General features: G+C 46.3%; 24 protein-coding genes, 2 rRNA genes, 1 other RNA gene and 1 riboswitch. Of the genes, 18 read left to right on the plus strand and 9 right to left on the minus strand.

The genetic code is table 11. The features are described from left to right. The 8 genes from EXY25_RS00005 to bluB all read left to right on the plus strand — a co-directional run. A 23S ribosomal RNA gene (locus tag EXY25_RS00005) occupies nucleotides 1-104 on the plus strand; the annotation flags it as partial. Between the two features lie 142 nt (nucleotides 105-246). Next, nucleotides 247-362: ribosomal RNA gene (rrf, locus tag EXY25_RS00010) — 5S ribosomal RNA — on the plus strand. Nucleotides 363-614: 252 nt separating this feature from the next. Beyond that, nucleotides 615-762: riboswitch (cobalamin riboswitch) on the plus strand. A gap of 88 nt (nucleotides 763-850) precedes the next feature. Then, a complete protein-coding gene (cobT, locus tag EXY25_RS00015) occupies nucleotides 851-1876 on the plus strand; it encodes a nicotinate-nucleotide--dimethylbenzimidazole phosphoribosyltransferase (RefSeq protein ID WP_130565257.1) in 1026 nt (341 codons plus the stop codon). Then, a complete protein-coding gene (locus EXY25_RS00020; RefSeq protein WP_130565258.1) occupies nucleotides 1876-2640 on the plus strand; it encodes an adenosylcobinamide-GDP ribazoletransferase in 765 nt (254 codons plus the stop codon). Before cobT ends, EXY25_RS00020 begins: the two co-directional genes overlap by 1 nt. Further along, nucleotides 2637-3155 carry a bifunctional adenosylcobinamide kinase/adenosylcobinamide-phosphate guanylyltransferase gene (gene cobU, locus EXY25_RS00025; RefSeq protein WP_130565259.1) on the plus strand — a complete coding sequence of 173 codons (519 nt, stop codon included), beginning with the start codon at nucleotides 2637-2639 and terminating at the stop codon, nucleotides 3153-3155. Before EXY25_RS00020 ends, cobU begins: the two co-directional genes overlap by 4 nt. After that, a complete protein-coding gene (locus tag EXY25_RS00030) occupies nucleotides 3152-3793 on the plus strand; it encodes a histidine phosphatase family protein (RefSeq protein WP_130565260.1) in 642 nt (213 codons plus the stop codon). Before cobU ends, EXY25_RS00030 begins: the two co-directional genes overlap by 4 nt. Next, complete coding sequence (cobO, locus tag EXY25_RS00035; RefSeq protein ID WP_130565261.1) at nucleotides 3794-4399, plus strand: cob(I)yrinic acid a,c-diamide adenosyltransferase; 606 nt, start codon at nucleotides 3794-3796, stop codon at nucleotides 4397-4399. Between the two features lie 5 nt (nucleotides 4400-4404). Continuing rightward, complete coding sequence (gene bluB, locus EXY25_RS00040) at nucleotides 4405-5064, plus strand: 5,6-dimethylbenzimidazole synthase (RefSeq protein ID WP_130565262.1); 660 nt, start codon at nucleotides 4405-4407, stop codon at nucleotides 5062-5064. Between the two features lie 52 nt (nucleotides 5065-5116). Here bluB and EXY25_RS00045 read toward each other — a convergent pair whose 3' ends face one another. Then, nucleotides 5117-5443 carry a hypothetical protein gene (locus tag EXY25_RS00045; RefSeq protein ID WP_114338388.1) on the minus strand — a complete coding sequence of 109 codons (327 nt, stop codon included), beginning with the start codon at nucleotides 5441-5443 and terminating at the stop codon, nucleotides 5117-5119. 167 nt (nucleotides 5444-5610) lie between these two features. Between EXY25_RS00045 and EXY25_RS00050 the strand changes: the two genes are divergently transcribed. Continuing rightward, nucleotides 5611-7479, plus strand: a complete 1869-nt coding sequence (locus EXY25_RS00050; RefSeq protein ID WP_130565263.1) for an AsmA family protein — start codon at nucleotides 5611-5613, stop codon at nucleotides 7477-7479. A 75-nt stretch (nucleotides 7480-7554) separates the two neighbouring features. Beyond that, nucleotides 7555-7651, plus strand: an RNA gene (gene ffs / locus EXY25_RS00055) — signal recognition particle sRNA small type. Nucleotides 7652-7686: 35 nt separating this feature from the next. On the opposite strand, the gene EXY25_RS00060 is transcribed toward ffs, so the two are convergent. Then, complete coding sequence (locus EXY25_RS00060) at nucleotides 7687-8259, minus strand: YtfJ family protein (RefSeq protein ID WP_130565264.1); 573 nt, start codon at nucleotides 8257-8259, stop codon at nucleotides 7687-7689. 180 nt (nucleotides 8260-8439) lie between these two features. Continuing rightward, nucleotides 8440-9822 carry a glutamate decarboxylase gene (gad, locus tag EXY25_RS00065; protein WP_130565265.1) on the minus strand — a complete coding sequence of 461 codons (1383 nt, stop codon included), beginning with the start codon at nucleotides 9820-9822 and terminating at the stop codon, nucleotides 8440-8442. A 429-nt stretch (nucleotides 9823-10251) separates the two neighbouring features. Between gad and EXY25_RS00070 the strand changes: the two genes are divergently transcribed. Beyond that, complete coding sequence (locus EXY25_RS00070) at nucleotides 10252-12132, plus strand: aspartate:alanine exchanger family transporter (protein WP_246019464.1); 1881 nt, start codon at nucleotides 10252-10254, stop codon at nucleotides 12130-12132. 49 nt (nucleotides 12133-12181) lie between these two features. Then, complete coding sequence (locus EXY25_RS00075; protein ID WP_130565266.1) at nucleotides 12182-12832, plus strand: hypothetical protein; 651 nt, start codon at nucleotides 12182-12184, stop codon at nucleotides 12830-12832. A gap of 135 nt (nucleotides 12833-12967) precedes the next feature. On the opposite strand, the gene EXY25_RS00080 is transcribed toward EXY25_RS00075, so the two are convergent. The 6 genes from EXY25_RS00080 to EXY25_RS00105 form a co-directional block, all read right to left on the minus strand. After that, nucleotides 12968-14137: a porin gene (locus EXY25_RS00080; RefSeq protein ID WP_130565267.1), complete on the minus strand. Its 1170-nt coding sequence runs from the start codon at nucleotides 14135-14137 to the stop codon at nucleotides 12968-12970. A gap of 290 nt (nucleotides 14138-14427) precedes the next feature. After that, nucleotides 14428-15246, minus strand: coding sequence for a YccT family protein (locus EXY25_RS00085; protein WP_130565268.1), 819 nt, complete (start codon nucleotides 15244-15246; stop codon nucleotides 14428-14430). Nucleotides 15247-15332: 86 nt separating this feature from the next. Beyond that, nucleotides 15333-15602, minus strand: a complete 270-nt coding sequence (locus tag EXY25_RS00090) for a late competence development ComFB family protein (protein WP_114338396.1) — start codon at nucleotides 15600-15602, stop codon at nucleotides 15333-15335. 137 nt (nucleotides 15603-15739) lie between these two features. After that, complete coding sequence (locus EXY25_RS00095; RefSeq protein ID WP_130565269.1) at nucleotides 15740-16387, minus strand: DUF2057 family protein; 648 nt, start codon at nucleotides 16385-16387, stop codon at nucleotides 15740-15742. Between the two features lie 16 nt (nucleotides 16388-16403). After that, nucleotides 16404-16949, minus strand: coding sequence for a primosomal replication protein PriC (gene priC / locus EXY25_RS00100; RefSeq protein ID WP_114338398.1), 546 nt, complete (start codon nucleotides 16947-16949; stop codon nucleotides 16404-16406). Then, complete coding sequence (locus EXY25_RS00105; protein WP_130565270.1) at nucleotides 16943-17716, minus strand: TSUP family transporter; 774 nt, start codon at nucleotides 17714-17716, stop codon at nucleotides 16943-16945. The genes priC and EXY25_RS00105 overlap by 7 nt, the downstream gene beginning before the upstream one ends. Nucleotides 17717-18195: 479 nt before the next feature. On the opposite strand from EXY25_RS00105, the gene EXY25_RS00110 reads away from it, so the two are divergent. From EXY25_RS00110 to EXY25_RS00135, 6 genes are all read left to right on the plus strand, one after another. Further along, on the plus strand, nucleotides 18196-21024 hold the full coding sequence (locus EXY25_RS00110) for a TonB-dependent receptor (protein WP_130565271.1): 2829 nt from the start codon (nucleotides 18196-18198) through the stop codon (nucleotides 21022-21024). Between the two features lie 108 nt (nucleotides 21025-21132). Next, on the plus strand, nucleotides 21133-21783 hold the full coding sequence (locus tag EXY25_RS00115) for a TIGR02466 family protein (protein ID WP_130565272.1): 651 nt from the start codon (nucleotides 21133-21135) through the stop codon (nucleotides 21781-21783). 238 nt (nucleotides 21784-22021) lie between these two features. Continuing rightward, nucleotides 22022-22801: a DUF3450 domain-containing protein gene (locus tag EXY25_RS00120; RefSeq protein ID WP_130565273.1), complete on the plus strand. Its 780-nt coding sequence runs from the start codon at nucleotides 22022-22024 to the stop codon at nucleotides 22799-22801. Continuing rightward, on the plus strand, nucleotides 22798-24150 hold the full coding sequence (locus tag EXY25_RS00125; protein ID WP_130565274.1) for a MotA/TolQ/ExbB proton channel family protein: 1353 nt from the start codon (nucleotides 22798-22800) through the stop codon (nucleotides 24148-24150). The genes EXY25_RS00120 and EXY25_RS00125 overlap by 4 nt, the downstream gene beginning before the upstream one ends. A gap of 2 nt (nucleotides 24151-24152) precedes the next feature. Beyond that, nucleotides 24153-24677, plus strand: a complete 525-nt coding sequence (locus EXY25_RS00130; RefSeq protein ID WP_114338621.1) for a MotA/TolQ/ExbB proton channel family protein — start codon at nucleotides 24153-24155, stop codon at nucleotides 24675-24677. Between the two features lie 14 nt (nucleotides 24678-24691). Beyond that, a complete protein-coding gene (locus EXY25_RS00135) occupies nucleotides 24692-25093 on the plus strand; it encodes an ExbD/TolR family protein (protein WP_114338404.1) in 402 nt (133 codons plus the stop codon). Nucleotide 25094: the final 1 nt, after the last annotated feature.

The following is a 25094-nucleotide window of genomic DNA, read 5'->3' on the forward strand; positions in this document are numbered from 1 at the left end:
GTCCCCTAAAGGGTTGTTGAAGACTACGACGTTGATAGGCAGGGTGTGGAAGCGTTGTGAGGCGTTGAGCTAACCTGTACTAATTGCCCGTGAGGCTTAACCATACAACCCCTAAGAAGTTTTACTGAAAATGTTCCAGACATTTTTCAGCACTTCCTCCATCCGTGGAGGGCGTGAGTTAAGTGACGTGCAAGACACGCCAAAATCGATAGAGTGACAGTCGGCATTTTCCTAATTAAGTTTTTGTCTGGCGGCCATAGCGTTGTGGCACCACCTGATCCCATTCCGAACTCAGCAGTGAAACGCAATTGCGCCGATGGTAGTGTGGGGCTTCCCCATGTGAGAGTAGGTCACCGCCAGACACCTAATACAGTGAAGAGGCTACCCGATAGGGTAGCCTTTTTGCGTTTAAGGCCATTGAAAACAGTAAAGCCCTTCGCCCAAGCGAAGGGCTTTTTTGTTGGAGCAGCCTTTAGCGCCGTGGCTACTATGAAGTAGCGTATCGTTCTTCATTTAGTTTGTTCAGTGAAACGATACAACTTTCAATCTCTCTCCGTTATTGATTAAAGCCTAGCGTTGTGACCATGGCGTGTTTACCCGTATACTCATCTCTCCTGTCATTCTGGGAATAAAGTCTTTCCAAATGGGAATGTGGTGAGAATCCACAACTGTACCCGCAACTGTGATCACTACCTGGTTCAACGATTTGTTTGATAAGAGTTTTGTGTAAGTCAGATGACCAGCTTTACTCCTAGCACAGCAGCCGAGCGGGTAACTCGGAGGGCTGGGCATTATCAGTAATGCTCCCTCCATTTTTAGCTGATTATCTCTTTATTAAGCAGGTGAGCAGATGTGGTCAATTAGCCATATTAGTGACGATAGAACTCAATTAATTCGAACTACCATTGATAACAAAACCAAGCCGTTGGGCGCATTGGGTGCTTTAGAAACGCTGGCATTGCAGATCGCTCAAATTCAGGACTCAGCGACGCCTGCGCTTACAAAGCCTGTGTTTTGGGTATTCGCTGGCGATCATGGGATCACCGATGAAGGGGTTAGTGCCTATCCAAAAGAGGTGACTTCGCAGATGGTGATGAACTTCGTCAACGGTGGTGCTGCAATTAATGTGTTTTGTCGGCAACACGATATTCAGCTTTACGTCGTCGATGCAGGCATCAGCTCCACGATTGAATACTCTGATAAGCTGCTGAATTGCTCTTTGGGTAAGGGTACGAAGAATTTCTTGCTGCAAAACGCTATGACCTCAGAACAAGTACAGTTTGCCTTTTCGCACGCGAAGGAGCTGATTGCTGGCGCGCAGCGTACTGGCACAAATATTGTTGGCTTTGGTGAAATGGGAATAGGGAATACAACGTCTGCCGCTGCGTTGATGGCGTTAGTGACGGGGATCCAAGCTGATCTATGCGTAGGGAGAGGAACCGGTGTGGATGATGCTGGCGTTTCGCTGAAAGCTGCTGTCGTCAGCAAGTTGCTAGCTCGCGTTAACGGCCGGCTTGATCCGGTCTCAGCCCTGGCAGCGGCAGGCGGTTTTGAAATAGCGATGATGACGGGGGCTATGCTTGCTGCAGCCGAAAGTAAAATGGTGGTTCTTGTCGATGGCTTTATTGCTTCAGTGGCCGCTTTGTTGGCTTATAAAATTGCCCCTGCGGCACGCGACTATTTCGTCTTTTGTCATGCATCAGATGAACGTGGGCACCAACGTTTACTGGCAGAGATGAATGCTAGACCCCTACTAGATTTAGGAATGAGACTCGGTGAAGGCACTGGGGCAGCGCTTGCGTATCCTTTGTGCCAAAGTGCCGTTGGATTTCTTAATGAGATGGCTTCTTTTGGTGATGCGGGCGTCAGTCAATAATGAATTGGTTTCAATTACAGTGGCGTCTGTTTCTTGTAGCCGTGCAATTTCTTACTCGTGTCCCGGTTGTGATCCCGGGGGAGTTTGATCCTCGCTGGTTAAGTCGGTGCTGCGTGTATTTTCCCGTGGTTGGTTCCCTTATTGGCTTGGCTGCCGCTGCTGTATATTTGCTTTGTGTTGATGCGCTGGGCACGACGATTGGCGTTATGTTGTCTATGGCTGCATCAGTTCTTATTACCGGAGCGTTCCATGAAGATGGCCTAGCGGATACCTGTGACGGGCTTGGTGGCGGTTTAGATTGCGCGCATAAGTTGAGGATCATGAAAGATTCTCGTATAGGTACTTATGGTGCAATCGGGCTGTTTATGGTGTTGATGCTCAAGGCGGCCAGCTTAACGCAGTTGCAATCGGCGCTTATTATCGTTGTTGCACATGCTGTGAGTAGATCCTTCTCGGTAAGTTTTATTTTTAATCTTAAATATGTTGCCGACGCTGAAAGTAGTAAGAGTAAACCGCTGGCGACACGCCTGTCTGCTTTAGGTTTGTTATTTACTATGAGTTGGGCGGCATTAATGTTGGCATTTATTCCGTGGCAAATGGCCGTCGCCAGTCTGATTTGTTTAGTTATTCTGAGAGTGATTTTACAACAGTTCTATATTCGTCAAATAGGCGGTTATACCGGTGATACCTTAGGGGCTGCGCAGCAGCTGTCAGAACTTATTATTTATCTTTCTTGCATTGCTGTTACAGGAACATTGTTGTGATTGAATTAGTGCTTGGTGGTGCTCGTTCGGGGAAGAGTGCTTACGCTGAATCTCTACTGAAGCGCAGTGATAGCAACGTCGTATACATTGCTACCGCACAAGCTTTTGATCAGGAGATGAGTGAGCGTATTTTACATCACCAATTACAACGCCCAGCAGAATGGCAGCTGATCGAGTCGCCGTTGGTGCTGGCCGAAACGCTGGATTCCCTGTCCAACAGCGAACATTACTTGCTGGTTGATTGCCTGACGTTATGGCTTAGTAACCACTTGCTTGCTGATGAGTCTTCATTGGCTGCTGAAATTGACCGTTTGCTTGCAGTATTAGCGCGGGTCTCGTGTCGGGTGCTCCTGGTGAGTAATGAAGTTGGTATGGGGATTGTGCCAGAAAATCGGTTGGCGCGACGTTTTCGAGATGAAGCGGGCTGGTTGAACCAACGCGTCGCTCAGATTGCAGATAAGGTGACCTTGGTAACCGCAGGTATGCCGCTTGTGCTTAAAGGGCAGAATTTGTGAGTACGCTTCAAGAGCTTTTTCTTATTCGTCACGGTGCCGTCGCCGGTCCGCCATGCCTGTTGGGGCGAACCGACACCGCAGTTTCAGATCGCGGGCATCAAGCTGCCGTTGAACTCGTTGAGCAAATGGGAGATCTGATGGCGTACGATGCGCTGTTTACCTCCCCCCGTATTAGATGTCGCCGCACCGCTGATATCATCGCCAAGCGCTGTTCGCTTGAAGTGCAAACTGAAACAGGATTTAGTGAATGTGACTTTGGCGAGTTAGATGGCAAGCCTTTTGCCGTGTATTCGGAAGATGAACGGCAGCTACTTGGCAAGTTCTGGGGGGCTCCTATGAGTGATACATTGCCTGGTGCTGAGCCATTACAAGTGTTTCATCGTCGCACAGTTGAGGCATTGTCATCGCTATGGCAACGTTTTGATTCACAGGCTATCGCTTTTACTCATGGTGGAGTGATCCGAATGCTATTAGCTGAGGTAATGGGTTTCGGGTGTGGCGGTATGCAATCTCTGTTATCTCTAAATATTCCCTATGCTTCTGTGACCTCTATCCAGCGTTATCATGCGCTTGGCCAAGATGCACAGTACAGTGTTCGCCATATCGGATGGCAGCCCAAATTTTTGATGGAGAGTTAAATGGTCGATAAAGCGGTAAAGGATGAACGCCACAAAGCGCGTCAACAGAAACTGAAAGAAAACGTTGATAAGCGTGTTGATGCGGCGCAAACCGAGCGTGGCGTATTGATAGTGATCACTGGGAACGGTAAGGGCAAGAGTACCTCTGGATTTGGTACCGTGGCACGTTGTGTTGGACACGGCTATAAGGCTGCTGTGGTGCAATTTATCAAAGGGACGTGGGATTGTGGTGAGCGTAACCTTCTTGAAGGTGCCGGCGTAGAGTTTCAGGTGATGAATACGGGGTTTACCTGGGAAACACAAAATAAGGAAGCCGATACTGCGGCTGCGCAGAAAGTTTGGCAAGCGGCAAAGCGGATGTTAGCGGATGCTAGCCTGCATTTGGTGTTACTGGATGAAATTACCTATATGGTTCAGTACGGTTACCTCGACTTAGATGAAGTTATCGATGCTCTTAATGCCAGACCTGAGGAGCAAAGCGTGGTATTGACCGGGCGGGGAGCTCATCGTCGGCTAACGGAAATTGCTGATACGGTTTCTGAAGTACAGCCATTAAAGCATGCTTTTGATGCTGGTATTAAAGCGCGTAAAGGGGTGGATTGGTGAGCTCCATGGCACCTCGGGGGCGTTTCAGTGCAGAGTTTGCTGATGCTGTTGAATCCGTTATCCAGCAGCGTCGCGATATTCGGGGTAATCACTTTATCTCTAAACCTATTCCTGATGCTGTTTACCAGCGGATATTGAATGCTGGTCTACATGCCCCTTCCGTCGGTTTTTCGCAACCTTGGCGCTTTGTTACGATCAAGGAACAGGCAACAAAAGAGCAAATATCAGACTCATTTGAACAGAAGAACCGTGAAGGTGAAGCTTGCTTCACTGATGAGAAGCAATCGCTTTATCGCCGTCTTAAACTTGAAGGTATAAAAGAGTCACCAATCAACTTGGCGGTGTTTTATGCGCCGAATGATGGCCCTGTACTTGGCCAAACAGCGATGCCTGATATGGGGCGCTTTAGCGTGGTTTGCGCTATCGAAAACATGTGGCTGATGGCGAGGGCGCTAAATGTGGGTATTGGTTGGGTGAGTATTTTGGATCCGAAGGTGGTTAAAGCCGCTGTTAAAGCGCCTGATACTTGGGAGCTGGTTGGGTATCTCTGTTTAGGGTATACCGATGACTTTCCTGAAATCCCAGAGCTAAAAGCTTTAGGTTGGGATAAACAGCGTGAACTTTCCGAAGTGCTATTTGATGAGGTTTGCCCGAGCAATGGTTAAAGGGAAGAGGGGGAGTGAGGAGCAGAAGCTCCTCACTCAGCACTAACATAAGTTAGTGAGATTTGCCGGGGGTGGGCATACCTGTTGTTCTTTCTACGGAATCTAATACTTCACCGTGTTGGCGAATAAATGATTCGACCAGTGCTTGCCAAGCCGTGCAGTAGCCTTCTTGATCTATAATCACTTGAAGCTCTTCATTGCTCATACCAACCTGTGGAACACCGTCCACTTCGCCTTGCTCTGGCGCGTTGTTAAGGACAATAAATCCTTCTAGCTGTTGATAGCACTCCTGTTCCATTGGTGAAACGCCATCGGGAATTTCAGCCCATGCATGGGTGCTTAACATCGCTAAAACTACTAAACCTGCTTTTTTTAACATCGTCACATCCTGAGACTGTACAACACACCAGACCAAATATATTGAATTGGTTATGGTTTATTTTTAATTCAAAAGGTTAACATGTTTCTATTATTCCACGTCAGCAGAATATTCTACCCTAAATTCTGCCTACACTTAACGAAAGGAACTGTGATCAGGTGAACGTGATGGGAAAAATACTTAAAGTTTTGGCCGCTGTGTTGGCTCTCTTGCTCTTGGTGGTGATAGTGGTTGTTGTCACCTTGGATCCAAACAAGTACAAACCTGAAGTGACATCGCAGGTTGAAAAAGCCACTGGCAGAGTTCTAACCATCGATGGCGACATCGGATTACAACTCTTTCCATCTATCGGCTTTTCAGTTGACGGCGTAAAGTTAAGCAATGCCGTCGGTTTTCCGGTTGAGCCAATGATTGAAGTGGCTGATGTGAGTGTCTCTGTGGCTCTATTGCCTCTGTTTAGCGGTCAGGTAGAGGTCCATGGTGTCAGCCTAAACGGAGTCGCTGTTCGCCTGCAGAAGAGAGACGGTGTATCTAATCTCGATGATTTGGCTGCACAAGGCACGCCTGCGCAGCATGAAGATGAAGTGATCGTTGAGGCGGAGCCGAGTGACGCTGTTCAACCCATACTGCCCTCAGGCTTCTATTTAGGCTCAGTGGCCTTAACCGACGTTGAACTTATCTCTGAAGATTTAGATGCGCAGACTAAACAAACCGTCACCATTGAAGCTTGTAATTTGGGACCTGTTGCTGCAGATACTGTGGGTGAGTTGTCTTGTCATATAGAAGCGTCAACACCGGAGATCAGTGCAGCTGTTGATGTCTCAGGCTCACTAAGTATTGTCTCAGCGACTTCAGTCGTGGAGGTAAGAGATTTACAGATAGCACTTTTAGCCACTGGAAGCAGCATTCCAAATGGTAAAATGAGTGCCTTAGTGAAAGCTCAGCTTAGCTATCTAAAACAGGATAAATTGCTATCTCTTAATCCGCTTGGTTTGTCATTTGACGGTCAAGCTATGGACGGCTATTTCTCGCTTGCCCATCAAGATGTTCCTGTTATTCGATTCGAATTAGCTTCAGATCTGATTGATATTGATAAGCTATTGCCCGCAAGTCAGCCTGCATCGGCTGAAAATGCCAAGCCAGCGCCGAGCGCACCTCAAGAGCCTGCAACTGAGCCAGACCTGAGTGGGCTTAATGGGGTTGATTTGGCTGGAACCGTCAAGGTTGCGCAACTAAATGCTTCTAATCTTTCTATTCAAGATCTATTGCTGACATTGAAAATTGTAGACGGCAAGCTCAGTGCTGCCCCGGTATTAGCTAAGCTATATGGCGGCGATTTGGCGCTATCAGCTATTTTAGATGGCACTATTTATCCTGCGGGCTATCAGCTCAGTACCCAGGTAAGGGAGGTTGAAGCATTGCCATTGGTCAAAGCACTTGCCGACAAAGAGTTGGTTTCAGGCAAGGGTAGCGTAAGTTTTAGACTTAAAGGCGTGGGGTTGACTCCTGATGCGATTAAAAAGGGGGCGAATGGTCGTGGTAACTTTGAATTCAAAGACGGTGCTGTCAATGGCATTAATGTTCCACATCTCATCCGCTCAACTTATGCGACTCTGACTGGTAAAGGAGATAAAGCGACTGACGCGCCTCAGAAAACTGATTTTACGGCATTAACGGGCTCATTTAATCTCGCTGATGGTCAAGTAACTAATCCAGACTTACTGATGATGTCACCACTATTAAGGCTTAACGGCCGTGGTAGTGCGGGTTTAGTGACGGAGCAATTGGATTATCGTTTGTTAGTGGCTCTAGTGGCGAGTTTGGAAGGTCAGGGCGGGAAGGGGACCGATGACCTTAAAGATGTCGAGATACCTTTACATATTAGTGGCGCTATGGCTGCGCCAGATATCTCACTCGATCTAGAATCGGCGATGGGTAATAAGGTTAGAGGTGACTTACAACAGAAGCTTGATGAAAAATTGGACGATAACGAAAAGCTTAAATCGTTGAAAGATAAATTAGGCGACTTTCTTTAGTCTGAGGGTACTTGCAAAGTGCGGCGGCTTTAGGATATAGTCGCCGCGCCTTTCGAGGTGCAGTTATGGTGGCCCTATTGGTCCCCTCGCAACGATAATATGTGAACTCGGCCAGGCCCGGAAGGGAGCAACCGCAGCGTATGACTCGTGTGCCGGGGTGTGGCTGGTGGGGTCGCCACCCAAACTTCTTCTCTATAAAATATCAAGTTATTGAATCGTTTTATTTATTAATTCAATTACTTGTTGCATCTCTTTATCGCTTAGTTTGCCCTCTTTAACGAATAGAATTTCGCCCATCTGATTTTGTACAATGATCGCTGAACTTTCCTCTTTCAACCCCCAAGCTTTAGCAATGTCTCCCTCTTGATCGACGACCAAAGATGACCATGGGAACTCTTTTTTGCTACTTTCCGCCGAGGACTTAACGATGCCGCTGGTTCCCCACATAGCATCATCTTGGTTGATAATGGTTGTGGTTTGATAGCTCTGCTCAGGAAAATGTTGTTCGCTAATCATCGTCATTAATGGTGCATTCATCTGCTTGGCACTGGTTCGGCCGGCCATCGCTTGAATCACTCGAACTTTACCTGCCAACTTGCTGGTATCCCATGGTTGATAGCTTATCTCTTCTTTGGTGAGGACTATTTCACCGAGTTTATCTACCGCGACGGTTGGTGCTGTCCCACCGACGGAAAGGTTATGAGCCGATACTGTGAAACAGGTGAAAAATCCGTATACGATGATAAAAATGAGTAGTCGCAGGTCAGTTTTTGTCGCCATTTGTCACGTCCCCGTTAGTCGTTAATCAGATAGATCTAAAAGTGATCTATCGTAAAGCTCTCGAGAGTATTGATGTGTGTTCTTTATTTACTTGTTTGTTGCGTCAGTCTAAACAAAGAAGCCAGTGCTAGGCGACAACGCCCAGCACTGGCTTACTTTGTTTCAAGTACTATGGATACATTAGCACTTAGGTGAGGACTTATCGTGACTGTGTAAGGCTGGTGGCGTGGCTGTACCGCCATGCTCTTCCAGATACTTACATGCGTTGATTATATCCTCGGCCAATTGACCAATAACGTGTTTGTTTAGGTGGGCTCGTACAACGATCCGTAATGAAACGACCGTTTCTGCTTTGGGTGGCATGGTATAAGCTGACAGCACCCAACCTTTTTCTCGTACTTTGGCTGATACATCAAACTCATTAAAGTTCTTAACGTGATCTTTCAGCGTTAACGCCACCACAGGAATACGTTGGGTTTTGTTCATCACTTCGAAATAACCGCTTTCCAGCAGTAGATCACGGAGGTGAACTGTATTATCCATAGTCAGTTCCATAATACGTTTATAGCCTTCAAAGCCATAACGCATAAACTGATATGCCTGCGCAATAATGGGTGCCGCATTGCGACTGAAATTGAGTGTTGCTGTCGGTGATTCTCCACCAAGGTAGTTCACATAGAATATAAGGTCTTCATTAAAAACTTTTTTGTCCCGAAACACGATCCAGCCAAGTCCAGGGTTAACCAAGCCAAATTTATGCCCAGATGCATTAATCGATTGCACCCGAGGCAAGCGGAAGTCCCATTCGTAGTCGGGATAAAGGAAAGGATTTACAAAACCACCTGACGCGCCATCAATATGCAACGGAATTGAGATGCCAGTTTTCTTTTCATAAGCATCTAACCAATCATGTATCTCCTGAATTTCGTCATCCTCACCAGTGAAGGTTTGACCTGCAATTGCAACGACACAGATTGTATTTTCATCAACGTATTCATCGAGGTGTTCGGCTGTTAGACGGTAGTTACCGACTTCCAGCGGCACAATCTTCGCTTCAACATCGAAGTACTTCATGAACTTTTTCCAGACAATCTGGACGTTCCCACCAGTGACCATATTGGGTTTGCTGGCATCTTTTCCTGCTGCTTTTCTCGCTTCGCGCCAATTCCACTTGTGAGCTAATCCCGCCAACATACACGCTTCAGAGCTACCTACGGTAGCCGCACCATAAGGTTCAACATCTGCCGGGCCATTCCAGAGTTGATGGATCATGTTGACCATTCTGGTTTCAAGGTCATATGTCTTAGGGTACATGTCATGGTCAACATAGTTGACATGAGCATGGGCTCCCTCAAGCTCTTTTAATTCAGGCTCAATAAAAGTGGTCACAAAGCTGGACAGGTTGAGCATCGGATTGGCGTCTGTCCACATGTGTGCTTCTAAGCGCGCCTTTGCTGAACGAGCGGAAACGCCAGTTTTTGGAAATTCGTTATCACCAATCTCCAACTGGAACTCTTCATACATTGAAATGTTTGGATCGTTATGTTCGTCTTTATTGCTCATTGTGTCTGCCTTCCTTACTTATAGTAATCAGCGGTCATAGCAATCTCAGGGTATAAGTCCGATATACCTTCATGATTACAATGCGCATAGCTTGTGATGTTTTACCATCTCTAGTGACCAACCTCTGCCAATGTCCAACGTCAGAACAGACATCACCATTGACAAAACATAGACAACTTAACTAGGCAAGCAAGAATGCTTAACCAGTTGTTTGTTTGAAATTAAATCTAGATCAAAAAATAGAAGATAGCCTGCCAGTTGTTTGTTTTTTAGCCTACATTTGTTGGGGTTGACTTTTATTTTTTGCGTTATAGCGAATGCTCCGGCTTCATCAGCGGAGGAGGTAAAGCAACGTAATAGAGCTGACGGCCAGATCTAATTTAATAAACCAGACACTCCGACTATTGTGGTAACAAGGAATTTTTCCCTATGACCTTTTCTCGACAGAACACTATGAAGCGGCTAGCGAAAGCAGGGGAACGACTTAAGCCCAAATTGTGCCCTTCACTATTGGTTATACTTTGTTTTATCTCTTTGGGAGCTAACGCTGCGAGTAGTGAAGTGGCCACAGCGTCTGGCCCTATTGCCTACCTATTTAACTATTTAAGTGAAAACCCGTTTGTCTTCCTGTTTGTTGCCCTTGCCATTGGTTATCCATTGGGAGCTGTCACCATTAAAGGAGTGGGGCTAGGTTCTACCGCAGGTACGCTGGTCGTTGGTATAGCGATCTCTTTAAGTTCATACGTTTTGTATGACATCAGCATAACGGCTCCAGGCTTAGTGTCTGACATCTTTTTGATGATGTTTATGTACGCCATTGGTATGAAAGTCGGGCCGCAATTTTTCTCCGGATTAGCGAGAGGCGGTATTGATTTCATCGTCATTGGCTTGATTGTTGTTTGTGCTAATTTTGCTATCGTATTTTTCGGGGCAAAACTGCTTGATTTAGCGCCAGGTTATGCTGCGGGAATTATTTCTGGTAGCTATACGGTAACGGCGGTGATGGGCGTTGCACAGTCCGCTGTTTCCAGTGGTGCCTATCATATACCTGAGGGGCTTACTGCCGATACTATTGGGGCAAATATGGCTGCAGGCTATGCTGTCAGTTATGTGCTCTCTACAGTTTTTATTATTCTATTTATTAAATATTTGCCAGCTATGTTCGGCATCGATCCGGTAAAGGCGGGGAAAGAAGCGGAGGCCGACTTTGGTGGCGGAGAGGGTACGGAAGCGCTCCCTGGTACGGCGGGTTTTTCCAGCCCCGGAACACTGCCTGTTGAGATCCGCAGCTATAAAGTTGAGCATGAGGAATTAGTAGGTAAGAGTATTCGTGAACTATTTGCGCTCTATCCAAATGCCGCGGTACTTAAGGTAGTGCGCGGTGATGACGTTTTTGATGCATCAACTAATCCCACTATTCAAATGGGTGATGTGATCGGAGTTCGGGGACGTTACGCTAATCTAATTGCCAAAGGCGAAGATAAAGTTGGCACTGAGGTAGATGAGATCCGCGCCCGTGATATCGAGATCGAAGTTGCCGACATACATGTAGGTAAAACTGAATATGCAGGTAAGACGATAGAAGAGCTCGGCAAGGAGATCGGTTTTGGTCTTTATTGCAAAGCAATTTTTCGGCAAGGTCAGGCTATCCCTCATCTGCCGCAAACAATCGTTGAAGTCGGCGACGTGGTTCGCTTAGCTGGACCTAAATGGTGTGTTGACGAAGCTGCAAAAAAATTAGGCGGCAAACCAATAGTAGAAAGTACCGTCACAGAGACATTTTATTTGGCGGTCTCTTTAGTGATTGGCTTTGTTGTTGGTCATTTCAGCGTGACCATGGGGGGGATCCCGTTCGCGTTGGGTACATCGGCAGGGTGTATGTTAACGGGGATTATGTTCTCATTTTTAAGAACGCGGAATCCAGCTTTTGGTGGTCCCATGGCCGAAGGAGCAAGGAGCTTTTTGCAGGATATTGGCTTGAGTCTGTTCATTGCGGTACTAGCTGCCAATGTAGGACCAAAGATCCTCAACTCGTTTCAGGGAACTGTGGTTATTAAAATCGCCATCCTGGGTTTGCTTGGTGCGTTAGTACCACCATTGCTGGCTTGGCTCTATGGCTTATACGTACGCAAGATGAACCCAATGATCCTCGCTGGAGCGTGTGCAGGCGGTCGAAACAGTACTCCCGCAATGAAGGGGGCGCAGGATGCGTGTGGTAGCTCTATTCCTGCCGTTGGTTATCCAGTGCCCTACGCATTGACCTCGATGCTGGTGTTGATATTTGGTTATCTGGCGATGGTGATGTCTTAGCTCCGGCGTGTGGTGTTTATGCCCGATGAAGTTACGATGGGGTTTATAAATGGCTGAATCGGGTACACAACAAGTCAAAGTGGCGGTCAACGTGATGCGTTCACGTTTGACTGTCATTGGTTTTAATATCGCAGTGGCATCGTTTCAACTGGCGCGTATCAATGAATTACCGGGTGGCCAACCGGTTTCAGGTGTAGATCACCTAGTACATGCCGGTGTTATGACCGCTTTGCTATTGGCGATGGCTCTCTCGATTATCGCCATGGTGGTTTACCTCTTGTCCGGCAGCATGGATCCGGTGGGAGTTTGTAATCACTGGTCTCTCGTCGCTGGCGATCTGCTGATGTATTTGGCGTTAGCCAGCACGGTATCAGGTTTTTTTGCACCGCTTGGTTTATCTATCGATATTCTCGCTGCCAATTGGCCGCAGAAGGCCGCGCAGATAGCAATATTACATACAGGTTTACTTGCTGTTGGTGGATTAGGCTGGTTTTTTGCAGCTTACGTTGGCCCGTCTGTTTCTATATTAAGATCGCCGTTTTCCTCTCAGGTTAATTTTCGTTTACTGCTCGCTTATGCTGCTGTGATGCTTTTTTTATCCTGGTTGCATGCACATGCTACGCTCATCGATGATGTGTCAAATCCTGAGTTTTCACTTGCGCTGTTTTTGTTTGAATTAATACAGCCATTTCGTTGGTAACTTGCCAAATTATAAGTTCAGTTTTGTTGGTGATGCCGCCCGAGTGTGTTTTGCAACTATCGAAGTTAATAATGTCATGCTGTTATAAAAAAGGATCACCGAGGTGATCCTTTTTGGGAGATAGCGCTTGACGACTTAGTAATAGTATCTGACACCGAGCGAGTAGATGTTGTCAGGATCCTTGTCGCTGGTGAAGCTGCTGTCTTCAATCTTGTTTTCTGTGTATAGAATGAAGGTTTCTGTCCAGATATATTGGGCACCAAAAGCAAAGTATTTCAGTTCGAAATCACCATCATAGCCGGCGTCATCGCCTGCTTCTTTCAGGTAATTGTATGCAGCGAATAAGCGCCAGTCTGACACCGGCATATAGTGGCCATAAATCTCTAACCCTTCGCTATCAAATACCGTACCGGCATCATCAAATTCGTGGTTTTCTCCCCAGTTGTAGTTGATGGCGATATTGATGGGATCGCTATAGGCACCATAAACCGCTCCTACAGCGACAACGTCTTCGTAATCATCGTTAAAGCCAGCAACATTGGGGGCATTGCTGAGTTCAGAACGGTTATAAGCCACTCCTAAAGCGATGTCCCAGGGCGTATGATAGGTAACTGAGCCGCCTGCACCGTAATCGTATTCAATGCTGGTGACTACTGGCCCCAAGTCATCGGGATCGCAAGGTACGTTTGGATCCTGTTGGCAGGCGTAAATGTCGGTTTCAGAACCCGACTTCGCCTGATACTGCAGTGCGAGGTCAAAATCGCCCCAGCTATTGCGGTAGGTAATCGCTTTTTCGGCACGACCGGTACCTGATTGGCCACCGTCCGTACCATAGTTGTATGTTCCGGAGGCGTTACCGCCCCAAACGAGAAGCACGTCAGTGGCCGCTGTGACGTCATAGTAGGCTGACCACTGTTTGCCTGCCTTGATCGTGCCCCATTTGTCATGTTTAACACCAATTTGGCCATGGCGTAAATTAACGGTGTTGTTGAAGTCATCTGCAGAGCTGGCAAAGCTATCGCCACCTTGATTAAAGCCTATCCGATCTGTGTTATCTACCAGGTTTATACGCCATTCTACAAAGCCAAATGCATCCCAGCCTTCGGTCAGCTCTTGAGTATAGGAGAAGTTGATCCTTGAATTAATGTCGTCCATATCGGTATCACCGTCGGACTGGGTAAGATTCATCTCGAGGTAACCGCCAATGGCCGCCGTTGTTTTTCCGCTTTTGTAAACATCAGCCGCATGGGCCGTCGCTGGCAGTATCAGTGTACTGATAGCCAGCGCAATTATTGATTTTTGCATTGCGAAGTCTCCGTATTCATCCTTTCAAATACGCACTTAACTCTTTTATATATAGAGATATTTGGCGTTAGACTAAGCGTAGCACCGTATCGGCTTTATATATGGTAAAAGTAAGCTAAAACGTAAAAATCAGCTTTGAAAAACAGTGCGGGGGATTGAAAGAAAGCGGTAAATAGGTTTTGAGCTTTTTTTACCTTTACTTTATTGAAAAGTGAGGCTCGTCGGGCGGTGTTATTGGGCGCAAAAGTGTATGCAATCGCGCCGCTTTTCAGCTTTTTGGTTTTGGCTTCTTACTGTTGATTGATTATCCAAATCTGGAAACGTTTTTTTGTTTCTTCATCTGCTTGTCTATATAGCTGCTGCAGTGCTTCTAACTTATCACTATTGACTCGGGGAGCTGCTGGTGTGGTTTGGTCTGGGGGGGGCATCACACTGACTGACTCTGTGCCCGTTGTCGCAGTTGATAAGGAGTTATCTAGGCCCGTTGATGCTACTGGTGCAGATGGTGTTGGAGGTGTTTGTATTTTGGCTGGTTGAAGTTTTTCGGCGGCGGGTTGCGCTAGTGCGGGTTCATTTGATGTGGTAGCAAGAGAGATTTGATGCTGTTTCTTATAGGCTTCAGCTTCTGCGAGTAGATCTCTGTTGAGTTGGAAGCCATCTTGAGGAGGCAACATGAACCTCTGGATTGGAAGCTGAACACCATTTTCATCAATCAGCTCGAAGCTAGGCTGATTGACATATTTCCGCGCCTCGCGCTTGTTACTAGGGAGTGCTGCTTGAATTGAAATCGTCTGCCCTGGCTGACTACTGAATAGGACGACGATTGGCTCAGAGCTAATGACATCTGGCGAGGTGGGGCGCCCAAAATCCTTCGAGTAGCGCAGTAAAACTTGATGGTCACCGGCGTCTAGTGGAAAGGGTTTTCCTTGAGACTGGAATGAGCCTATCTCTTGATCGTCAACATACAGCACTTTGAAAGCGATATCTGCGCGAAAGCTATCAGCTGCAGCCGGAACTGCAGCTGATACTAAAACGCCACCAATCACAATCCAATAGTTGTATCCTGAGCGGAAAAAGAATAGCGAGTGTGCGAAGTATTTGGCCCACATTATTTACTGTCCTTCCTGGATTTAGATAGGTACGGAAGTTTAGTTGACACTGAAACTTCGACTCTATTTATGCAGATAAGTCTTTACTAAGCTTCTGATGCTCGCTCTCTGAGAAAATGGAGTGACTTTTCGACGGCCTCGTTGGCCTGCATCTCCATTTGTAAACGTTCATTGGCGGGGAGATAAAAGGCCATATCTACTTCGTGGCGAATATAGCGAGGGGGCAGCTGATTTAATGCTAAACACATGAGGTCAGATTGAAACTCTACATCGTCAGATTCATCGATGTTTAGTTTTGCAATCCGCTCTGCAACCAATTGCTCAAAATAATTGCGAATATCTAAATCCAATTTCATAGCTGACTCTCAATCTCGTTTCAGATTTAACAATCAATAGCCTAGCTAAGCGATGGGCAGTTATACAATCGGTGGCATCAAACTATGAGCTATAGCTCATGGTTTGATGCCTGTCTTTGAGGGGAGGGTGATGAAGACTATTGGCTGAGTACTTCTTTCATGAACTGTTGGCGGGTTGCAACATCGGCCTCCTGCCACCAGTATCTGAGCATCTCAAGTGTTTTAGGCGTAACAGGCTTAGCTCCGGTTGCCACCGAGGAAGCTGTTTGTGGCGTCGCTAAGTCGTCAGAAGTTGGAACTGCGGGGGCAGAATGTACCTCGTCAGCATCTGGCAGAGCTAATAAACTGGCAAGCCAGTTTTGCTGTTGCTTGGTTTCTGTTACCTGTCGAGTCATTACTACAGAGTTATCTTGTGTATTGATTATCTGCACACTAGGCGCTGCCGCAAAGATCTCTGCACTTTCTTCATCTTCCGGGGTTTCCAGCAGCATCTTAAATTCGCCATTTTCGATAGCGGCAAAACGGACATACAAGGGCACAGATTTGATGACCGCGTGCGCACCTTCATCGTCTTCGAATAAGTCTTTATAGCGCAGTTCCAGAACATGCTCGCCTTTTGCGAAGTTCAGCTTATCAGGCTGATTTAGCAAACGAAATCCAAGATCTTTGCCATCAACACTGATTACTTCTATCTCTTCTGGAATGGCTAGTGTGGTATTAGCTGTAGCTTGTTGCGGCAATGTTATAGCTACTACTGATAACAAGATAATGATTAGGTGACGCATCCTTGGATTCTCCTCACTATTGATGCTGGCGTTGCGCAAGCTCTAACTGATCTTCGATCTCAGCAGATGCCTGTCGACACTTCTGTAGTCGGCTTTTTTCGGTTTGTAACCAATTTAACCATTGCTGGCGGAATTGCTCACTTCTGGCGTTGTCCACGGAGTGCTGACACTGTTGCACTCGTCTAAGCAATCTGCGTTCATATTCTCTATGCTTGTCCAACTGCTCTTTCAGCTTAAGTACTTCTGCAGAGTAGTTTGTGTGTTGTTCAGTTTTAGTTTGTGACGCCTGCTTGACGGCATTGAACAAGGCGGCAAGCTGGTCATTAAGCTGTTCGCAATAATATTGCAGTAATGCTTCACTTTTATGACGCTGTGAGGCTTCGCGAACCCGGGCTAGTGTTTCTCTGCATTGCTGGCAGGCTTGTTTCAGGTTAACAGGGTAGGTGCCAAACAGCTGTTCGTGACGAATACTGCTCTTGAGGTGCCCCTCTTTTATTTGTCTATCTAGTGCATCAATTTTTGTGCCGATACCTTGTAACCACTGATTTGCCGAATTCACCATGCTTGATATGCCAATTTAAGTGCCATCAACACGACGACAGTAATAAAAACAGGTTTGATAAAACTTGCACCAAAACGGATCGCGGTGTGAGCACCGATAAAGGAACCTAACATGATGCATATTCCCATGGCTAAGCCAATTCCCCAATTCACATGACTTAACCAAATAAACGCAGCCAGTGAGCAAGCATTGCTGACGAAGTTCATCGCTTTGGCAACACCACTGGAGCGTAAAATATCCATTTTGTAGATCGCCATATTTGAAACCATCCAAAATGCACCCGTGCCAGGACCTGCAAAACCGTCGTAGAAACCTAAAACTACGCCTTGTGCAGATTGTGCTTTAACAAGGCGTGATGAGCGCTTGGGTAAACGGTTTTGATATAAAGGGGGGGTACGTTGAAACAGTGTATAAAGCGCAATAAATATGATGACTAAAGGCAGTATACGCTCCAGCCAGTCAGCACTTATTAGATCCACGACCACTGTGCCTATGATGGCACCGACCGCTGTGCAGCATATTGAATAGATCCAAAACATTGGTTGGAACAGACGTTTGCGATAATAAGTAAGGCTAGCTGCGAACGAGCCGAACGTGGCGGCCAGCTTGTTGGTGCCTAATACGATATGGGGCGGGAGTCCGGCAGACATCAGTGCAGGTACGGTGAGTAGACCTCCTCCGCCAGCGATGGCGTCAACAAAACCTGCAAGGAGCGCGGCTCCGCAGAGCAATGCCCATACATGTAGGTCTAAGCCTAGTTCAAACATTTTACCGCAGTATTCTATCGCTAGGAGAGATCCAAGGAGGTTAACACAGCCCTCCATATTGCTCTAGCTAGCCGCCGTGTAATGTTGATTCGCCTTACGGGCGGTTCGGTGGCGGCTAAGTATCGAATTTTAGTGTAAATAATGTACTGTAACGTTTCGTTACATCCCTTCAACACTTGCTTAGTAATTGCATCAATTTGGCGCGCCGGTAGCTCCTTTCGCACTAAAGTCAAGCAATTGCTCTCCGCTAACACCTTGATTCTAAAGTGATAGGCTTTTTGTGGTTTTTGTAAAGCTAAGTAAACGGATATTAACCAATTGTAAAATTGGTGTTGACCAATTAGGGAATCTTGTGCTTATATCCGAGGTGCGACAGAACAGGTTTGCTTAGCTGACTTGTTCAATATTCGGACTGACTTGATTCAGCCGATGCATAAAAAAAACACTTTTAAAAATAAGTGGTCCAGGGAGAAAAACAGATGTATACATCCAGCAAACTGGCTAAGGCTGTGCGCCTAGCTATGATTGGTGGCGCGTTTGCGAGCGCAGCTACCGCAGTTCCGGCCTATGCGGCGGACGAAGAAGAAGTTGAACGTATTGAAGTCACCGGTTCGCGTATTAAGCGTACTGACTTAGAGAATGCTAGTCCGGTTAGTGTTATTACTGCTGATGACATCATGAAGCAAGGTGTAACCAATGTTTCTGATGTATTACAGCAGATGAGTGCTTCAGCCGGTTCTGGTTTGACTCCTGCCATCAACAATGGCGGTGGTGGTAAAGCCAGTGTTGATTTACGCGGTTTGGGAACCGAGCGAACTCTTGTACTAGTGAATGGTCGCCGTATGGTGAACTCAGGAACAGGTGCTGACGCTTCTGTTGACTTGAACACCATTCCAATCGCTATGGTTAAGCGTATTGAAGTACTGAAAGATGGTGCTTCAGCTGTTTACGGCTCGGATGCTATTGCCGGTGTTGTAAACGTTATTTTGAAAGATGATTTCGAAGGTGCCGAGATCTCAGCACAACACGGTGCGACTACTAAAGGCGATGGCGAAGAATATGATTTGTCATTGACTTTGGGTGGGGCAAATGACAAAGGTAACTTTGTTATGAACCTTGGCTACTACAAACGCAAGGCTGTGGGACAAGCTAACCGTGGATTCTCTGATTGTCCAATCGCTGAAGAAGATGAGTCTAGCCCTGATAATGCGAAGTTCTGTGCTGGTTCTTGGTATTCAATTGGTGGTCACGGTTATCTAGGAAATCCGAATGACCCTGATTTCTTTGAAAACGTACAGTTTGAGCCGGGTGGAAATCCAGCTAACGCTACTGGTGGTCAGTACCATGACTGGGTTAACAGTGGAGATAACACGGACCGCTACAACTATGCAGCAGCGTCTTACCTTTCTACGCCAGCTGAACGTTACACTATTAACACTATTTCAGAATATGAAATCGCTGAAGACATTCGCGTGTTTGGTGAGGGGATGTACACCAAGCGTGAATCAGATCAGCAGATGGCACCACAGCCTATTGGGGCATGGTTTATTCCAGCCTATGATTCTGAAGGTAATTTAAACCCCGCAAATGACATTGTGGATGAAAACGGTAACCCTCTCGATGTCACTCTTTGGCGTCGTATGGCTGATGTCGGTCCACGTAAATTCCGTCAGGACATTAGTACATTCAGGGTTGTTGGCGGCTTTGAAGGTGACTTTGATTGGGCTGATCGTTCATTCTCTTGGCAGACTTATTATCAGTATGGGCGCAATGACGCTACCGATATTTCTGCTAATTACGTGAACATGTATCGTGTTGAGCAGTCTTCAAACCCTGATGTATGCTCTGGTTCTACGGCTGATGCCGGTTTTGATCCTGCTAGTGATGTACCGTGTATTAATTATACTGGTGCTGACGCACTTTCTAGTGCGGATGCCGATTATATTCGTTACACAGATCAGGCTACAGGCTTTAATGAACAAAACGTATGGGGTGCTAGCATCGGTGGTGATGCGTTTGAACTGCCTGCGGGAACACTTGGTTTCTCTTTTGGTTTCGAACATCGTGATGAAGAGGGTGGAAATCAGCCTGACGCTCTAACTGTATCAGGTCAAGGAGCCGGTAATGCAACGCAGCCAACTCGCGGCGGGTACACGGTAGATGAAGTGTACTTGGAAACCATCATTCCGTTGTTGTCTGATATGACCGCAGTCAAGCAGTTGGATCTTGAAGCTGCAGTACGTTATTCCGATTACAACACTTACGGCGACGATACCAACTATAAGTTGGGACTGACATGGCAGGTGATGGACGGATTAATGTTCCGTTCTGTTAAGTCAACTTCTTTCCGTGCACCTAGTGTAGATGAGTTATATTCAGGGCAGTCTGATTCCTATTTGGATCATAACGATCCTTGTAGTGATTACACATCTCTAGATCCTAGTAGCGTTATCTACCAAAACTGTTTAGCACACCTTGGTGGTAATGACTTCACCCAGCAAAACGATCAAACTCGTGCGATTGTGGGGGGTAACCAAGAGCTTGAGGCTGAGACTGCTGATACCTTAACTTTAGGTGTGGTATACGAGTCCGAATTTTTAGAAGGCTTCTCTGCGACTGTTGATTATTATGATATTGAAATTGACGACGCTATCTCCACACGTGGTGTCAATGATGTGATTAATGACTGTTACAGCACTGCAGGAGCGATTCTCGGCGAAGGGAATTGTGCTAACGTTGGACGTGACCAGACTGGTGCGCTAGACGGTGTAGCGGTAATTAACGAAAACCTTCAAAAGATTGAGACTAAAGGTTATGACATTGCAATGCGTTATCAAACGCAGGTTAGCAACCTTGATCTCGGTTTTACTTGGGAAGGTACTTATGTTGACGAATATGTGATTGACGGCAATCATGATGAAGGTCAAATTTTTGCCAACGCAGGCGGTATTCCTGAGTTCAAGTGGACTTTAGGTACTGATTTGAGTGGTGACGACTGGTCGTTGAACTGGCAGATGCGCTTTATCAAGGGTATGAAAGACGAGACTATTGATGAGGCTACTCCTGATCCAGTTTCAGGTCTAACAGGTTGGGAACACGCTTTGGGTAAAGAGACTGATGATATTTTCTATCATGACGTCGCTGGTACTTACTTCGTAACAGATAGTATTACCCTCATCGCAGGTATCGATAACCTGTTGGATGAAGAGCCTGAGTATTATACTAACTACAATGATGCGAATACTGACCCGTACACCTATGATGTACTTGGTCGCCGTTATTATATCCGCGCAGTAGCTAAGTTCTAATTTGTCAATTGAACGAACAAAAAGGCAAGCCATCTGGCTTGCCTTTTTTATAATGCGAGATAGTTAAGCTGTTCTTTGTTAGCAACTGCTTATGTCTTTGGAGGGAATTTGTCTAAATTAAGCATTACCCCCGCGTTTGCTGTACCTATGGGATCTGCTCATTGGGAGAGGGCGAATGAGATCAACTCGGATTTAATTACAATATTTAAGCGGCTTAAATCCGAGGGCTTTGAAGAGTCCGGAGTGGCGACAACACGAGTGAATATATTTGAGAGTAGTTTCGACCTTTTCAGGAGAAAAGAAGAATCAATTCAACACCTTAAAAAATTTTGTTTGACGAACATAATGCTGATGGTTGGGGCAACCACTGGTAAGTCAAATGACGAATTACAGAAATTGACCATCTCCAACCATGCTTGGTTCCATATCACCAGTAAAGGGGGGTACATTGGTTATCATAACCACCCGAATGCTAGTTGGTCTGCTGTTTATTATGTTGATGTTGGAGGCGAAGCCGCATCTTATTCTGAGAGCGGAAGAATTCGTTTTTTTAATCCAAATTCTGGTAATCATATGTTTGGTGATGCAGGTAACACTAACTTTATTGCACCGTTTCACCAAGGTACGCTTGCAGTAGAACCTAAAGCGGGGGATTTAATCATTTTTCCTTCGTATTTGATGCATGATGTAGCCCCTTATATGGGAGAGGGCGAGCGAATTTGCGTTGCGATGAATTGTTGGTTTAGCCATAACTCGTAGTCGAGGGACTAATGGGGCACTGCTATTTCTTCGAGTCTTTATGTGGCACATTTAGTTTACTATTCCTTAATTGGTCTATGTAACGTTTGGCATGATTTATTGACATTTGCGCGCAGATCTAAGAGGATTTGTCAGTTGTTGTGCGCTGTTTGCACACGCTAATAATAAGAAAGACAATAGCCAAAAAAATCCCATGATCCGTCATGGAAATTCTAACGCCAATAGTTGGTTGGGAACTATGTCCAGAGTATTAAAGAAAAGCCTTATCGCTTCTGCGTTGGCCGGGGCTTTTGCCTTCGCTACCGTGAGCGTTACAGCGGAACCGCTTACTGATGTCCAGGCAGAATCGGTCCGTATTCATAAAGAAGCTGCAAAGTCACAGGATAAGATCGATAGCCTGTACGAGCAGAGCCAAGATCTGCTTGTTGAGTATCGTGAAGTCGTCGACCAGACAGAAAATTTGAAAGTTTACAATGATCATTTACAGCGCCTTGTGAATGATCAAAATGCCGTTCTTTCTTCGCTTCAAACGCAAATAGATGGTATCGAAGAGACCCGCCAAGGTGTTGTTCCACTGATGTATCGCATGATCGATACGCTGGAACAGTTTATTGCTCTCGATGTGCCTATTCTGATCAAAGATCGTACTGAACGTGTTGAGCGCCTACGTGAGCTGATGGGGCGTTCTGACGTTACCACTTCTGAGAAGTATCGTCAGGTGCTAGAGGCTTACCAGATCGAAAACGATTACGGTAACAAGATTGCATCCTATCAAGGTGAACTAGAGCTTGATGGCTCTGTTGTCACAGTTGATCTTTTCCACTTGGGTCGTGTGGTTTTTGTTGCTCAGTCACTAGATCAGAAAAATGCTTGGGTTTGGGATAACGACGCCCGAGCTTGGCAAGTGCTTGGTGATGAATATCTGAATCCGATTACTCAAGCGATTCGTATGGCACGCAAGCAGGCTGCGGTCGATTTGATCAAACTACCTGTTAAAGCAGCGGAGAGTGGAAAATGAGAAAAGTTCTAGTAAGTATCTCAGTTGCTGCCGCTGTACTTTTCACAGCCTTACCAGCATCTGCAAACGTCGCGAGCCTTGACCAACTGCTCAAACAGGTGAAGCAAGATCGCATCAGCGAACGCAAGCTGAATAAGGAACGCGAGCAAGAATTCCTTGATGAGCGAGCAGACAAACTCTCTCTATTGAAAAAAGCTAAAAGAGCGCAGGCAGCAGAAGAAGCTCGCCAAGTTAAACTGCAAAAGCAGTTTAACGCGAATGAATTAGCTTTAGTCGAAAAAGAGACTGAGTTGGAGAATGCCAAGGGTACCTTGGGTGAGATGTTTGGTGTGGTTCGCCAAGCCGCCGGTGATACCGTTGGTCGTATTTCTACTTCTATCGTTAGTGCTCAATATAAAGGCCGAGGCGAGTTGCTGTCTAAATTGGCTGAAGCTAAAGAGCTACCAACCCTGAAAGAGTTGGAAGATCTTTGGTTTGCTCTTCAGACCGAAATGACAGAATCAGGCAAAGTGGTTAAATTTAACGCCGAGGTTGTCGAACTTGAAGGTGGTAGCACCGAGCAAACTGTTACTCGTGTCGGTACTTTTAACCTACTAGGTGAAGATAAGTACCTGTTGTTTGGTTCTGATACAGGAACAGTGCAGCCACTAGGTCGTCAGCCTGACGGCTACATCGTTGGCGCAGTTTCTACGTTCAATCAAGCAACGGCAGGCTTCGAACCTTTGTACATCGATCCATCACAGGGATTGATTTTAGGTTTACAGACAGCGAAAGCGACGATTACAGAGCGTTATCATCAAGGTGGTTTGGTTGGTTACATCATTACCGGCGTGCTAGCGCTTGGTTTCTTGATCGCCATTGAACGCTTTATTACCTTGGGTTTGATTGGTGCCAAGATCCGTCGTCAATTGAAAAATACTGATGTGCCTAATGAAGGCAACCCTCTGGGTCGTATTCTTAAGGTATATCAAGAGAACAAGGCTTCGGATACCGAAAATCTTGAACTCAAACTTGATGAAGCTGTGCTACGTGAGACACCTAGAATCGAACGTGGTGTAGCCATTATCAAAATCTTAGCCGCAATTGCCCCACTATTGGGTCTGTTAGGTACTGTAACAGGTATGATTAAAACGTTTGAATCAATCACACTGTTTGGTACCGGTGATCCTAAAGTGATGGCTGGCTCTATCTCTATGGCATTGGTAACAACGGCCCAGGGCCTAATTGCTGCATTGCCATTGATCCTTGTGCATAGCTTGGTTGCTGCTCGCAGCAAGAGCATTGTTCAAGTACTTGACGAGCAGAGCGCTGGAATTGTGGCCGCTCATGCGGAGCAGGAGAAAGCCTAATGATGATTTACCTGATGGAGCTTTGGGAATCTGTCAGGAACTTCATCGCTACTGGCGGTGACGTCCTCTGGATCGTTGCGGCCGCGCTTTTCCTAATGTGGGTACTAATGATCGAAAGATATTGGTTCCTCTACGTTGAGTTTCCTCGTGTTCGCAACGCTATCGTTGCGAATTGGGATGCTCGCGCAGATACCACTTCATGGTACGCACACAGGATCCGTGAGGCCTGGATTTCCGAAGCGGCTGAAAAGCTGAATGCACGCATGCTGTTTATCAAAACGCTGGTGGCTATTTGTCCACTGATCGGTTTGCTTGGCACCGTTACAGGTATGATCGCGGTATTTGAGATCATGGCTGTTCAAGGTACGGGTAACCCACGTTTGATGGCATCAGGTATCTCGATGGCAACTGTCCCTACAATGGCAGGAATGGTTGCTGCATTATCAGGCGTATTTTTTAGTTCACGCCTTGAGGCCAAAGTTAAAGTGGCCCGCGAGAGTCTGATCGACAGCTTGCCGCATCATTAAAGAGAGATTTTGAGATGGCACGTAAACATAGAAGCCAAGAAGAGGAAGCCGGCATTGATATGACGCCGATGCTCGACATCGTATTTATCATGCTGATCTTCTTTATTGTGACGACCTCCTTCGTTAAGGAAGCGGGTATTGAAGTTCTTCGTCCAAAAGCATCAACTGCAACTAAGCAGAAGAATGCTAACATTTTTATCGCAGTTCGTGAGAATGGTGAAATTTGGATGGACAAGCGTATGGTTGATGTAGAGCGTGTTGGCGCTAATATCGAACGTATGCTGGCAGAACAGCCGACTGATACTGTGGTTATTCAAGCTGACGTCGAAGCCAAACATGGTGTCGTTGTTAAAGTGATGGACCAAGTTAAGCAGGCAGGTATCGACAAGATATCGGTTGCCGCGGAGAATAACTAAC

The organism is Corallincola spongiicola, from assembly GCF_004284785.1.
Classification (GTDB): domain Bacteria; phylum Pseudomonadota; class Gammaproteobacteria; order Enterobacterales; family Neiellaceae; genus Corallincola; species Corallincola holothuriorum.